Origin of the sequence: Rhizobium sp. PP-CC-3G-465, assembly GCF_004343445.1 — a bacterium.
Taxonomy (GTDB): Bacteria; Pseudomonadota; Alphaproteobacteria; order Rhizobiales; family Rhizobiaceae; genus Ferranicluibacter; species Ferranicluibacter rubi.
In genome coordinates, this window is record NZ_SLYH01000003.1 from 87,647 (window position 1) to 101,058 (window position 13,412).

Here is a 13,412-nt window from a genome sequence, read left to right on the forward strand (position 1 = left end):
TCCGATCATGGATATGCGCACACCACTCGGCAAGGTCCGCGGTCTCGGTTCGGCCAAGGAAGGCACGGACCACTTCTGGCGCCAGCGCCTGACGGCCGTCGCCAACGTGCCCCTTCTGATCTTCTTCGTCGTCTTCATCATGACCTATGCCGGCGCGCCGCATGCAGACGTGGTCGCAGCGCTCGCCAATCCCTTCGTCGCGGTGGTCATGGCCCTTGTCGTCATCTCCGCCCTGACCCACATGCGGATCGGCATGCAGGTGATCGTCGAAGATTACGTTCACGCCGAAGGCATCAAGATCGTCCTTCTCATGCTCAATACATTCTTCGCGATCGCGGTTGGCGGGCTCTGTCTTTTCGCCATCCTGAAGCTCGCCTTTGCAGGATAAAACCATGGCATCGACCGAAGCACCGTCCGTCAACGGCCCGACTTCCATCAACGGTAAGGCCTACCAGTATGTCGACCATTCCTACGACGTTATCGTCGTAGGTGCCGGCGGCGCCGGATTGCGCGCCACGCTCGGCATGGCCGAGCAGGGTTTCAAGACGGCCTGCATCACCAAGGTCTTCCCGACGCGTTCCCATACGGTCGCAGCCCAGGGCGGCATCGCCGCCTCGCTGCAGAACATGACGCCGGACAGCTGGCAGTGGCACCTGTATGACACCGTCAAGGGCTCCGACTGGCTCGGCGACGTCGATGCCATGCAGTATCTCGCCATGGAAGCGCCAAAGGCGGTCTATGAGCTCGAGCATTACGGCGTGCCCTTCTCGCGCAATGCCGAAGGCAAGATCTACCAGCGCCCATTCGGCGGCCACATGCAGAATTACGGCGAAGGCCCGCCGGTGCAGCGTACCTGCGCTGCCGCCGACCGGACCGGCCACGCCATTCTGCACACGCTCTACGGCCAGTCGCTGAAGCACAATGCCGAATTCTTCATCGAGTATTTCGCGCTCGACCTGATCATGTCGGACGACGGCAGCCGCTGCACCGGCGTCGTCGCCTGGTGCCTGGATGATGGCACGATCCACCGCTTCTCGGCCAAGATGGTCGTGCTGGCGACCGGCGGCTATGGCCGCGCCTATTTCTCCGCCACTTCGGCCCATACCTGCACGGGCGATGGCGGCGGCATGATCGCGCGCGCCGGCCTGCCGCTGCAGGACATGGAGTTCGTTCAGTTCCACCCGACCGGTATCTATGGGGCGGGCTGCCTCATCACCGAGGGTGCACGCGGCGAAGGCGGTTACCTCGTCAACTCCGAAGGCGAGCGCTTCATGGAGCGCTATGCACCGTCTGCCAAGGACCTTGCCTCGCGCGACGTCGTCTCGCGCTGCATGACGCTGGAAATCCGCGAAGGCCGCGGCGTCGGCAAGGCGAAGGACCATATCTTCCTGCATCTCGACCATCTCGACCCCGCCGTTCTCAACGAGCGCCTGCCGGGCATTTCCGAGAGCGCCAAGATCTTCGCCGGTGTCGATGTAACGCGCGAACCGATCCCGGTTCTGCCGACCGTCCACTACAACATGGGCGGCATCCCCACCAATTACTGGGGTGAAGTGCTGAATGCCGACGGCGAAAATCCGGAACGCATCATCCCCGGCCTGATGGCCGTCGGTGAAGCCGGCTGCGCCTCGGTGCACGGCGCGAACCGCCTCGGCTCCAACTCGCTGATCGACCTCGTGGTCTTCGGCCGCGCCGCCGCCATTCGCGCCGGCGAGGTCATCGACCGCGCGAGCCCGATCCCGGCGCTGAACACGGCCGCCTGCGACAAGATCGTCGGCCGTCTCGACACGCTGCGCTATGCCAGCGGGGGAACACCGACGTCGGTTCTGCGCGAAAAGATGCAGCGCACGATGCAGGAAGACGCCGCCGTGTTCCGCACGCAGGAATCGCTCGAAAACGGCTGCAAGCGCATGAGCGCCATCTGGTCGGAAATGTCCGACATCAAGGTCACCGACCGCTCGATGATCTGGAACTCGGACCTTGTGGAAACACTGGAACTCGAAAACCTGATGGCCAACGCCATCACTACGGTCGTCGGCGCGGAAGCCCGCAAGGAAAGCCGCGGCAGCCACGCACGCGAGGACTACACCTCCGGTCCGTTCGCCGGCCGCGACGACGTCAACTGGCGCAAGCACACGCTGGCCTGGGTCAATGAGGCCGGCGACGTCAAGCTCGACTATCGCCCGGTTCACACCGAATTGCTCGCGGAAGGCATCGATCCCTACAAGATCGAGCCCAAAGCGCGTGTCTACTGACGGAAGCCCGGTCAAGGAAAACAGATATGGTTGAACTTGCACTTCCCAAGAACTCGCAGATGACCGAGGGCAAGGTGTGGCCGAAGCCCGCCGGCGCGACGAACACCCGCGAATTCCGCGTCTATCGCTGGAGCCCCGACGACGGCAAGAACCCGTCGATCGACACCTTCTTCATCGATGTCGACGATTGCGGCCCGATGGTTCTCGATGCCCTGCTCTACATCAAGAACAAGATCGACCCGACGCTGACGCTGCGCCGCTCCTGTCGCGAGGGGATCTGCGGATCCTGCGCCATGAACATCGACGGCACCAACACGCTAGCCTGCACCAAGGGCATGGACGACGTGAAGGGCACGGTAAAGGTCTATCCCCTTCCGCATATGCCCGTGGTCAAAGACCTCGTGCCGGACCTCACCAACTTCTACGCCCAGCACCGCTCGATCGAGCCCTGGCTGAAGACGGTTTCGCCGGCTCCCGCCAAGGAGTGGAAGCAGAGCCATGACGATCGCGCCAAGCTCGATGGTCTCTACGAGTGCATTCTCTGCGCCTGCTGCTCGGCATCCTGCCCGAGCTACTGGTGGAACGGCGATCGCTATCTCGGCCCGGCCGTCCTGCTTCAGGCCTATCGCTGGCTGATCGACAGCCGCGACGAAGCCAAGGGCGAGCGTCTGGACAATCTGGAAGATCCCTTCCGCCTCTATCGCTGCCACACCATCATGAATTGCGCGCAGACCTGTCCCAAGGGCCTCAACCCGGCAAAGGCGATCGGCGAGATCAAGAAGATGATGGTCGAACGCCGCGTCTAGAGGGCCATTTTACGAGAGGAAACGCGGATCGGCGTTTCCTGTACGCCACAGGGCTGTAGGAAAGGACGTTTTTCAGCAGTCTTAAAGGTCGATTAACCTTAATCCGGCCTATATCTGTCTCGAACGTTCATTTTTCATGCGAGACGACCGGGAGTTCGAAATGCGGGCATATCATGTTGCGGCGGGTCTGGTGGCGGTGCTGGCCCTTTCGGGATGCCAGCGCACGTCGGTGGGCGCTTTCGACCAGCGTGACATGGGTGGGCCTGCCCCCCTGCAGGCGCAGCCCGTTCCCTCCGTTTCCGGCGGCGCCCTGCCGCCTCCGACGAGCGGCGACACCTCCCAATTTCCGGCAGCGCCCGTCAACCAGACGGCGGCCCTCGGCGGCGCGCAGGTTCCCCCCGGGGCTTCGGCAGCACCCGCAGCCTCGCTGGACGTCACCAAGGAATCCATGGTCGGCAACTGGCGCGTCGCCAATGGCGGCAGCTCCTGCGATATGTTCCTGACGCTGACCAATCTCGGCTCCGGCTCGCGCGGAGGAACCCGCGGTTGCGCCGGTGAGCTGACGCAGATGGGCTCCTGGGAAGTGGCCGGCAAGCAGGTCGTCCTCAAGGACCGCAGCGGCAACGCGCTCGCCCGTCTCTACAAGACGGCCGATTCCCGCTACGACGGCCAGACCAATGGCGGCCAGCCCGTCAGCCTGAGCCGCTGATCCCCGAGCGATCGAAGCCGAGATCTACAGCGCCCGGCCCTTGCCGGGCTTCTTCTTCTGATGGCCAGGAAGGCTGCGCGTGCCAAACGCCGAGAACACCATCTCCAGACGCCTCGAGGTCCGCATCGCCAGCGGCGACATGCGCCGCGATCCGGCCCAGCTTGCCATTGCCACCCGCCTCGACCGCCTGTCCACAGACCTGGCCGCCAGCCGCGCCAACCGCAAGTCGAATGCGCTCGGCTGGCTCTTCGCCTCGAAGCGAGACCAGCGCCCGCCGATCAAGGGTCTCTACCTCTATGGCGGCGTCGGGCGCGGCAAGACAATGCTCATGGATCTTTTCTTCGAGACCGTACCGATCGAGCGCAAGCGGCGGGCGCATTTCCATGAATTCATGGCCGAGGTGCAGGACCGCATCTTCAAGCACCGCCAGAAGCTGAAGAACGGCGAGACGAAGGACGCGGACCCGATGCCGCCCGTCGCCGCCGATATCTATGCGGAAGCCCGCCTTCTCTGCTTCGACGAGTTTTCGGTGACCGACATCGCCGATGCGATGATCCTGTCGCGCCTGTTCGGGGAACTGTTCAAGCGCGGCTGCGTCCTCGTCGCCACCTCCAATGTCGAGCCGGGCGATCTCTATCGCGACGGCCTCAACCGCTCGCTCTTCCTGCCCTTCGTTGATCTCCTGCGTGCTCACGCCGACGTCGTGCCACTCGACACGCAGACGGATTATCGCCTGGAGAAGACCAGCGGCCTGCCCGTCTGGTCCTCTCCGCTCGACGATGCAGCCCGTCAGGCAATCGACACCTCTTGGGCGAAGGCAACGGCGGGCCTCACGCCCGCCCCCGCCGATCTCACCTTCAAGGGCCGCACGATCCACGTTCCATCCGCGGCCGGTGACTGCGCACGCTTCTCCTTTGCGGATCTTTGCGCCCGTCCGCTCGGTGCGACCGACTATCTCACCATCCTGTCGCATTACCGTGTCATCTTCATCGACGACATCCCGTTGCTCGACCCCGAGCGGCGAAACGAAACCAAGCGTTTCATCATGCTGGTGGATACGATCTATGACCAGGGCGCGCGCCTGTTCGCATCGGCCGCAGCGCGCCCGGAGAACCTCCTGACCGTCAAGCGCGGCACGGAAGGCTTCGAGTTCGACCGGACGGTTTCCCGCCTGATCGAACTGCAAAGCAGCGAATATGCCGGCGCGCATGCTGCAAATGCGAAGAATTCGTGACCGAATATCTTACGTTTACGTAAGAAAATATTGATCTAAACGATTGAAAAACCTCACTCCAAAAGTATCGGTTGATATTTTTGGAGGAGACGACTAGTGCTTTCGCCCGTGAGGTTGGGTGCCGCCCGGAAAAGCGGAGACGTGTCGCTGCAGACCTTGCCAGATTTGATCTCAAAGGAAGCACTTTCATGGCGCGCAACAAGATCGCACTTATCGGTTCCGGAATGATTGGCGGCACGCTGGCACATTTGGCCGGCCTCAAGGAACTGGGCGACATCGTTCTCTTCGACATCGCCGACGGCGTGCCCCAGGGCAAGGGCCTCGACATCGCGCAGTCCTCGCCCGTGGAAGGCTTCAATGCCAACCTGACCGGCGCCAGCGACTATGCAGCGATCGAAGGCGCAGACGTCTGCATCGTTACCGCCGGCGTTGCCCGCAAGCCCGGCATGAGCCGCGACGATCTGCTCGGCATCAACCTCAAGGTTATGGAACAGGTCGGCGCCGGCATCAAGAAATACGCCCCCAACGCCTTCGTCATCTGCATCACCAACCCGCTCGACGCGATGGTCTGGGCGCTGCAGAAGTTCTCGGGCCTGCCCAGGAACATGGTCGTCGGCATGGCCGGCGTACTCGACAGCTCCCGCTTCCGCCTGTTCCTCAGCCAGGAATTCAACGTCTCCGTCCAGGACGTCACCGCCTTCGTTCTCGGCGGCCATGGCGACACGATGGTTCCGCTCGCGCGCTACTCTACGGTCGGCGGCATTCCGCTGACGGACCTCGTCAAGATGGGCTGGGTCACCAAGGAGCGTCTCGAAGAGATCATCCAGCGCACCCGTGACGGCGGCGCCGAGATCGTCGGCCTGCTCAAGACCGGCTCGGCCTATTACGCACCGGCCGCCTCCGCCATCGAGATGGCCGAATCCTTCCTCAAGGACAAGAAGCGCGTCCTGCCCTGCGCGGCCTATCTTTCCGGCCAGTACGGCGTCAACGACATGTATGTCGGCGTTCCCACCATCATCGGTGCCGGTGGCATCGAGCGCATCATCGAAGTCGAGTTTACCAAGGCCGAACAGGAAGCCTTCGACAAGTCCGTGGCGGCCGTTGCCGGTCTTTGCGAAGCTTGCGTCGGCATCGCCCCGAGCCTGAAGTAATCTTTTCCGACATCAGACAGGAATATGTCCCATGAACATTCATGAATACCAGGCCAAGGCTCTCCTGAAGAGCTTTGGCGCACCGGTTGCCGAAGGTGTCGCGATCTTCTCGGCCGACGAGGCTGAAGCTGCGGCGAAGTCGCTTCCGGGCCCGCTTTACGTCGTCAAGAGCCAGATCCACGCTGGCGGCCGCGGCAAGGGCAAATTCAAGGAACTCGGCGCTGACGCCAAGGGCGGCGTGCGCCTGGCCAAGACCATCGAGGAAGCCGTTTCCCATTCGAAGGAAATGCTCGGCAACACGCTCGTCACCAAGCAGACCGGCGACGCCGGCAAGCAGGTGAACCGCCTCTACATCGAGGACGGCGCCGATATCGACCGCGAACTCTACCTCTCCATCCTCGTCGACCGCGCCGTCGGCCAGGTCTCCTTCGTGGTCTCCACGGAAGGCGGCATGGACATCGAAACCGTCGCGCACGACACGCCGGAAAAGATCATCAACGTCGCGATCGACCCGGTCGCCGGCGTGACGGCTGAGAACCTCGACGCCCTCACCTCCGCGCTGAAGCTCGAAGGCGAAGCCAAGGCCGACGGCGAGCGTCTCTTCCCGATCCTCTACAAGGCCTTCGTCGAGAAGGACATGAGCCTGCTCGAGGTCAACCCGCTGATCGTCATGACCAACGGCCGCCTGCGCGTCCTCGACGCCAAGATGTCCTTCGACGGCAACGCACTGTTCCGCCACGAAGACGTCGTCGCGCTGCGTGACAAGACCGAGGAAGACGCCAAGGAAATCGAGGCGTCCAAGTACGACCTCGCTTATGTCGCCCTCGACGGCAACATTGGCTGCATGGTCAACGGTGCCGGCCTTGCCATGGCCACCATGGACATCATCAAGCTCTACGGCGCCGAGCCCGCGAACTTCCTCGACGTCGGTGGCGGCGCCACCAAGGAAAAGGTCACGGCGGCCTTCAAGATCATCACCGCCGATCCGGCCGTGAAGGGGATCCTGGTCAACATCTTCGGCGGCATCATGAAGTGCGACGTCATTGCCGAAGGCGTGATCGCAGCCGTGAAGGATGTCGGCCTTACCGTGCCGCTCGTCGTGCGCCTCGAAGGCACGAACGTCGACCTCGGCAAGAAGATCATCAACGAGAGCGGCCTCAACGTCATCTCGGCCGACGATCTCGACGACGCCGCCCAGAAGATCGTTGCTGCCGTGAAGGGTGCCTGAACAGATGAGTGATGCAAAAAAGACGATCAATCGCCAGTCCTTCGGACCGAACGAAACCGACATCAACCTGTGCTACTTCGTCTGTTGGGACACCACGCCGGACCTTGACGACGAGGCTGCCGATCGCTGGGCGCATTTCACGCATGACGAAGATGCCGTCGAGTTCTTCAAGCTGAAGTCGAAGGACGATACGCTGTACGTCTGGAAGGGCGAACTGGGCATTTCGGCGGCCGACAAGCAGTTCGACTGGTTCCACACCCACTGGTCGAAGAACCTCAACAGCCATCTTGGTGAGAAGTCGATAGCCGGCAAGGGTTACCGCTGGTCCAACGACGCCTTCGAAGAATTTGATTCCCTCGAATTCGAGGAAGAGGAAAACTGATCCATGTCCATTCTCATCAATAAAGATACCAAGATTCTCGTCCAGGGTCTGACGGGCAAGACCGGCACGTTCCACACCGAACAGGCGCTCGCCTATCACGGTACGCAGATGGTCGGCGGCATCAACCCGAAGAAGGGTGGCGAGACCTGGGAAGGCTCCAAGGGCGAAAAGCTGCCAATCTTCGCAACGGTTGCCGAAGGCAAGGAACAGACCGGGGCCGACGCATCCGTCATCTACGTTCCCCCGGCCGGCGCTGCTGCCGCCATCATCGAGGCGATCGAAGCGGAAATTCCGCTGATCGTCTGCATCACCGAAGGCATTCCGGTTGCCGACATGGTCAAGGTCAAGGCGCGTCTCGATGCGTCGAAGTCCCGTCTGATCGGCCCGAACTGCCCCGGCGTCATGACGCCGAACGAGTGCAAGATCGGCATCATGCCGGGCAACATCTTCAAGAAGGGCTCCGTCGGCGTCCTCTCGCGTTCGGGCACGCTCACCTATGAAGCCGTGTTCCAGACGACCAACGAAGGCCTCGGCCAGACCACGGCCGTCGGCATCGGCGGCGACCCGGTCAAGGGCACCGAATTCATCGACGTGCTCGAAATGTTCCTGGCCGACGACGAGACCAAGTCGATCATCATGATCGGTGAAATCGGCGGCTCCGCCGAAGAAGAAGCCGCGCAGTTCCTGATGGACGAAGCCAAGCGTGGCCGCAAGAAGCCGATGGTCGGCTTCATCGCCGGCCGCACGGCACCTCCCGGCCGCACCATGGGCCATGCAGGCGCCGTGATCTCCGGCGGCAAGGGTGGCGCAGAAGACAAGATCGCCGCCATGGAACAGGCCGGCATCCGCGTTTCGCCCTCCCCGGCCCGCCTCGGCAAGACGCTGGTGGACGTCCTCAAGGGCTGATGCAACGTTTAAGGGACGGCCGGCCATTGGCGCCGGCCGTCCCTTGCCCCATCTAAGATGAAAGGCAGTCAAAGCCTCGCGCTGTGGTCCTGCCAAACAAATGACACGCATACGGCCGTATTGGATGGCCGTCGCAAAGTCGGCCCGGGATGGCGCATCGCATGTCCCCAAGGCCGCATCCAACAAGTCAGGAGGCGGACGGACAGGTCCGCGATAAAACCATGGCAAGGCAAGAGGCCAACGAGCAATTTCAACTGACGTCCTTTCTGGACGGCGCCAATGCGAGCTACATCGAGCAGCTCCACGCGCGCTATGAGGCGGACCCGTCGTCCGTCTCGGGCGAGTGGCAGTCCTTCTTCAAGGCGCTGGCCGACAATCCCGAAGACGTCGTGAAGGCCGCCAAGGGCGCCTCGTGGAAGAAGCCGAACTGGCCGCTGACGCCGCGCGACGACCTGACGTCGGCGCTCGACGGCGACTGGGGCACGGTCGAGAAGGTCATCGAGAAGAAGGTGCAGGCGAAGGCCGAAGCCAAGGCGGAAGCGACCGGCGTTGCCGCCACCCCCGCCGACATTCACCAGGCGACCCGCGACAGCATCCGCGCCATCATGCTCATCCGCGCCTATCGCATGCGCGGCCACCTGCATGCCAAGCTCGACCCACTGCAGATCGCAGCACCGGTCGAGGACTATCACGAACTGTCCCCGTCCAATTACGGCTTCGAAGCCGCCGACATGGACCGCAAGATCTTCCTCGATAACGTGCTGGGGCTCGAATATGCCTCGATGCGCGAAATCGTCGACATTCTGGAGCGGACCTACTGCTCGACGCTCGGCGTCGAGTTCATGCACATTTCCGATCCCGAGATCAAAGGCTGGATCCAGGAGCGCATCGAAGGCCCGGCCAAGGGCGTGGAGTTCACGCCGGAAGGCAAGAAGGCGATCCTTTCCAAGCTGATCGAGGCCGAAGGCTTCGAGCAGTTCATCGACGTGAAGTACAAGGGCACCAAGCGCTTCGGCCTCGACGGCGGCGAATCGCTCATTCCGGCGCTCGAACAGATCATCAAGCGCGGCGGCCAGGACGGGATGAAGGAAATCATCCTCGGCATGGCCCACCGTGGCCGCCTCAACGTTCTGACCAACGTCATGGGCAAGCCGCACCGCGCCGTGTTCCACGAGTTCAAGGGCGGCTCGGCCGCGCCTGACGACGTGGAAGGCTCCGGCGACGTGAAGTACCACCTCGGCGCGTCGTCAGACCGTGAGTTCGACGGCAACAAGGTTCACCTGTCGCTGACAGCCAACCCCTCGCACCTCGAAATCGTCAATCCCGTGGTCATGGGCAAGGCTCGCGCCAAGCAGGACCAGATGGCGACCACCTTCGAAGGCGACGTGATCCCGCTGAAGGAACGCTCCAAGGTCCTGCCGCTGCTGCTGCATGGCGATGCGGCCTTTGCAGGTCAGGGCGTCACCGCCGAAATCCTCGGTCTCTCCGGCCTGCGCGGCCACCGCGTCGGCGGCACGCTGCACTTCATCATCAACAACCAGATCGGCTTCACCACCAATCCGGCCTTCTCGCGCTCGTCGCCCTATCCGTCCGACGTCGCCAAGATGATCGAAGCGCCGATCTTCCACGTCAACGGCGACGATCCGGAAGCGGTGACCTATGCCGCCAAGATCGCCATCGAATTCCGGATGAAGTTCCACAAGCCGGTCGTGATCGACATGTTCTGCTACCGCCGCTTCGGCCATAACGAAGGCGACGAACCGTCATTCACGCAGCCGAAGATGTACAAGGTCATCCGCGGCCACAAGACGGTCGTGCAGCTCTATGGCGAACGTCTGATCGCCGAAGGCCTGATCACCGAAGGCGAACTGGAGAAGATGAAGGCCGACTGGCGCGCCCGTCTCGAACAGGAGTTCGAGGCCGGCCAGTCCTATAAGCCCAACAAGGCCGACTGGCTGGATGGTGCATGGTCGGGCCTGCGCACCGCCGACAATCAGGACGAACAGCGCCGCGGCAAGACCTCGGTGCCGATGAAGTCGCTGAAGGAAATCGGCCGCAAGCTCTCGGAAGTTCCGGAAGGCTTCAACGTCCACAAGACGATCCAGCGCTTCATGGACAACCGCGGCAACATGATCCAGACGGGCGAAGGCATCGACTGGGCGATGGCGGAGGCGCTGGCCTTCGGATCGCTCGTCGTCGAAGGCACGAAGATCCGCCTGTCGGGCCAGGATTGCGAGCGCGGCACGTTCTCGCAGCGCCACACTGTGCTCTACGATCAGCAGACCGAAGAGCGCTATATCCCGCTCGCCAATCTTGCGCCTACCCAGGCGCGCTACGAGGTCATCAACTCGATGCTGTCGGAAGAAGCCGTCCTCGGCTTCGAATACGGCTATTCGCTCGCCCGTCCGAATGCGCTGACGCTGTGGGAAGCCCAGTTCGGCGACTTCGCCAACGGTGCGCAGGTCGTCTTCGACCAGTTCATCTCCTCGGGCGAACGCAAGTGGCTGCGCATGTCGGGCCTCGTCTGCCTGCTGCCGCACGGCTATGAGGGCCAGGGTCCGGAGCACTCCTCCGCCCGCCTCGAGCGCTGGCTGCAGATGTGCGCGGAAGACAACATGCAGGTCGTCAACGTCACGACGCCGGCAAACTACTTCCACGTGCTGCGCCGCCAGATGAAGCGCGACTTCCGCAAGCCGCTGATCATCATGACGCCGAAGTCGCTTCTGCGTCACAAGCGCGCCATTTCCAGCCTGTCGGAAATGGCCGGGGAGACCTCGTTCCACCGCCTGCTGTGGGACGATGCGGAGGTCATCAAGGACGGCCCGATCAAGCTCCAGAAGGATGCGAAGATCCGCCGTGTCGTGCTCTGCTCGGGCAAGGTCTATTACGACCTGCTGGAAGAGCGCGAAAAGCGCGGCATCGACGACATTTACCTTCTGCGCCTGGAACAGCTCTATCCGTTCCCGGCCAAGGCGCTGATCAACGAGCTCAGCCGCTTCCGCAATGCGGAGATGGTCTGGTGCCAGGAAGAGCCCAAGAACATGGGGTCGTGGTCGTTCATCGATCCCTATCTCGAATGGGTTCTGGCGCACATCGATGCCAAGTACCAGCGGGTGCGCTACACCGGCCGCCCGGCCGCAGCCTCGCCGGCAACGGGCCTGATGTCGAAGCATCTGGCCCAGCTTGCCGCTTTCCTCGAAGACGCGCTCGGAGGCTGACGCGTCGATATGGGCATCCTCTTCACCACGTCAGTCTGGATCGGAAGGACCGCTGCATCGGCAGCGGTTCTCACCCGTCTGGCGGCGTGGCTGGACTGTCAGCCCGATACCGGTCTGCCTCATGGCCGGTCCCGTGGGCGGAACGCCGTTCCGCCGCGGTCTGCTTCCCCCTTTCTTCCCTTTTCAGGCGCGACTGACCGGTCCGGCAGCAACGCCCGCAACATCAGGACGTTTTAACAATGGCAACCGAAATCCGCGTGCCCACCCTGGGTGAATCCGTCAGCGAAGCCACGATCGGCACCTGGTTTAAGAAGGTCGGCGATACTGTGAACGCCGACGAGCCGCTGCTGGAACTCGAGACCGACAAGGTCACCATCGAAGTCCCGGCACCGTCCTCCGGCACGCTGTCGGAAATCGTTGCCAAGGAAGGCGAAACCGTCGGCCTCGGCGCGCTCCTCGGCCAGATCGCTGAAGGTGCGGGCGCGAGCGCCGCTGCTGCCCCCGCTGCCAAGCCTGCCGAAGCCGCGGCTCCTGCACCGGCTGCGGAAAAGCCTGCCGCCGAAGCGCCGGCTGCGTCGTCGGCGCCTTCCTCCATGCCGCCCGCGCCAGCTGCCGCCAAGATGCTGGCCGAGAACAACGTTTCTGCTGCCGACGTCGATGGCTCCGGCAAGCGTGGCCAGGTCCTGAAGGGCGACGTGATCGCGGCCGTCAACCGCGGCCTCCAGGCACCGGCTGCGCCTGCCGAACAGGCGAAGGCCCCGGCACGCGGCCCCTCGAACGCGGCCGACGCACCACGCGAAGAGCGTGTGAAGATGACGCGTCTGCGCCAGACCATCGCCAAGCGCCTCAAGGACGCCCAGAACACGGCTGCCATGCTGACCACCTATAACGAGGTGGACATGAAGGCTGTCATGGACCTGCGCACCAAGTACAAGGACGTCTTCGAGAAGAAGCACGGCGTGAAGCTGGGCTTCATGGGCTTCTTCACCAAGGCCGTGACGCACGCGCTGAAGGAACTGCCGGCCGTCAACGCCGAGATCGACGGCACGGATCTGGTCTACAAGAACTTCTGCCACGTCGGCATGGCCGTCGGCACGGACAAGGGCCTCGTCGTCCCCGTCATCCGCGATGCGGACCAGATGTCGATCGCCCAGATCGAGAAGGAACTCGGCCGCCTCGCCAAGGCTGCCCGTGATGGCTCGCTGTCGATGGCCGACATGCAGGGCGGCACCTTCACCATCACCAATGGCGGCGTCTACGGCTCGCTGATGTCCTCGCCGATCCTCAATGCCCCGCAGTCCGGCATTCTCGGCATGCACAAGATCCAGGATCGCCCGGTCGTCGTCGGCGGCCAGATCGTCATCCGCCCGATGATGTATCTCGCGCTCTCCTACGATCACCGCATTGTCGATGGCAAGGAAGCCGTGACCTTCCTCGTCCGCGTCAAGGAAAGCCTCGAAGATCCGGAACGCCTCGTTCTCGATCTCTAAGACTCGGATCATGAGGCCTGCCCGCAAGGGCGG

The 13,412-nt window shown here is 63.0% G+C and carries 11 protein-coding genes; all 11 read left to right on the forward strand.

The window, feature by feature from the left end; translation table 11 throughout:
* Positions 1-7: 7 nt before the first annotated feature.
* The 11 genes from sdhD (at position 8) to odhB (ending at position 13,379) form a co-directional block, all read left to right on the forward strand.
* The gene (gene sdhD / locus C8J33_RS14645) at positions 8-388 is read left to right on the forward strand and encodes a succinate dehydrogenase, hydrophobic membrane anchor protein (protein WP_110735417.1); all 381 of its coding nucleotides are present in this window, start codon (positions 8-10) and stop codon (positions 386-388) included.
* 4 nt (positions 389-392) lie between these two features.
* Entirely contained in the window at positions 393-2,255 is a 1,863-nt protein-coding gene (gene sdhA / locus C8J33_RS14650) for a succinate dehydrogenase flavoprotein subunit (protein ID WP_132664737.1), read from the forward strand.
* Positions 2,256-2,281: 26 nt separating this feature from the next.
* Entirely contained in the window at positions 2,282-3,061 is a 780-nt protein-coding gene (locus tag C8J33_RS14655; RefSeq protein WP_110729908.1) for a succinate dehydrogenase iron-sulfur subunit, read from the forward strand.
* Between the two features lie 160 nt (positions 3,062-3,221).
* Complete coding sequence (locus C8J33_RS14660) at positions 3,222-3,770, forward strand: protease inhibitor Inh/omp19 family protein (RefSeq protein ID WP_110801187.1); 549 nt, start codon at positions 3,222-3,224, stop codon at positions 3,768-3,770.
* A gap of 79 nt (positions 3,771-3,849) precedes the next feature.
* The gene (gene zapE, locus C8J33_RS14665) at positions 3,850-5,004 is read left to right on the forward strand and encodes a cell division protein ZapE (protein WP_132664738.1); all 1,155 of its coding nucleotides are present in this window, start codon (positions 3,850-3,852) and stop codon (positions 5,002-5,004) included.
* Positions 5,005-5,192: 188 nt separating this feature from the next.
* Positions 5,193-6,155 (forward strand): malate dehydrogenase, encoded by a 963-nt coding sequence (mdh, locus tag C8J33_RS14670; RefSeq protein WP_132664739.1) that lies wholly within the window; start codon positions 5,193-5,195, stop codon positions 6,153-6,155.
* Positions 6,156-6,186: 31 nt separating this feature from the next.
* Positions 6,187-7,383, forward strand: coding sequence for an ADP-forming succinate--CoA ligase subunit beta (gene sucC, locus C8J33_RS14675; protein ID WP_110729904.1), 1,197 nt, complete (start codon positions 6,187-6,189; stop codon positions 7,381-7,383).
* 4 nt (positions 7,384-7,387) lie between these two features.
* The gene (locus C8J33_RS14680) at positions 7,388-7,765 is read left to right on the forward strand and encodes a hypothetical protein (RefSeq protein ID WP_132664740.1); all 378 of its coding nucleotides are present in this window, start codon (positions 7,388-7,390) and stop codon (positions 7,763-7,765) included.
* A gap of 3 nt (positions 7,766-7,768) precedes the next feature.
* Positions 7,769-8,671, forward strand: coding sequence for a succinate--CoA ligase subunit alpha (gene sucD, locus C8J33_RS14685; RefSeq protein ID WP_132448682.1), 903 nt, complete (start codon positions 7,769-7,771; stop codon positions 8,669-8,671).
* A 221-nt stretch (positions 8,672-8,892) separates the two neighbouring features.
* Positions 8,893-11,889 (forward strand): 2-oxoglutarate dehydrogenase E1 component, encoded by a 2,997-nt coding sequence (locus C8J33_RS14690; protein WP_110729901.1) that lies wholly within the window; start codon positions 8,893-8,895, stop codon positions 11,887-11,889.
* Positions 11,890-12,128: 239 nt separating this feature from the next.
* Positions 12,129-13,379, forward strand: coding sequence for a 2-oxoglutarate dehydrogenase complex dihydrolipoyllysine-residue succinyltransferase (gene odhB / locus C8J33_RS14695; protein WP_132664741.1), 1,251 nt, complete (start codon positions 12,129-12,131; stop codon positions 13,377-13,379).
* Positions 13,380-13,412 lie beyond the last annotated feature (33 nt).

What these genes read in the sequence shown, in the direction of transcription:
- sucC (WP_110729904.1), top strand. Translation starts at nt 6,187, where the DNA reads ATGAACATTCATGAATACCAGGCCAAGGCTCTCCTGAAGAGCTTTGGC.
- sdhA (WP_132664737.1), top strand. Translation starts at nt 393, where the DNA reads ATGGCATCGACCGAAGCACCGTCCGTCAACGGCCCGACTTCCATCAAC.
- C8J33_RS14690 (WP_110729901.1), top strand. Translation starts at nt 8,893, where the DNA reads ATGGCAAGGCAAGAGGCCAACGAGCAATTTCAACTGACGTCCTTTCTG.
- sucD (WP_132448682.1), top strand. Translation starts at nt 7,769, where the DNA reads ATGTCCATTCTCATCAATAAAGATACCAAGATTCTCGTCCAGGGTCTG.
- C8J33_RS14680 (WP_132664740.1), top strand. Translation starts at nt 7,388, where the DNA reads ATGAGTGATGCAAAAAAGACGATCAATCGCCAGTCCTTCGGACCGAAC.
- C8J33_RS14655 (WP_110729908.1), top strand. Translation starts at nt 2,282, where the DNA reads ATGGTTGAACTTGCACTTCCCAAGAACTCGCAGATGACCGAGGGCAAG.
- C8J33_RS14660 (WP_110801187.1), top strand. Translation starts at nt 3,222, where the DNA reads ATGCGGGCATATCATGTTGCGGCGGGTCTGGTGGCGGTGCTGGCCCTT.
- odhB (WP_132664741.1), top strand. Translation starts at nt 12,129, where the DNA reads ATGGCAACCGAAATCCGCGTGCCCACCCTGGGTGAATCCGTCAGCGAA.
- mdh (WP_132664739.1), top strand. Translation starts at nt 5,193, where the DNA reads ATGGCGCGCAACAAGATCGCACTTATCGGTTCCGGAATGATTGGCGGC.
- sdhD (WP_110735417.1), top strand. Translation starts at nt 8, where the DNA reads ATGGATATGCGCACACCACTCGGCAAGGTCCGCGGTCTCGGTTCGGCC.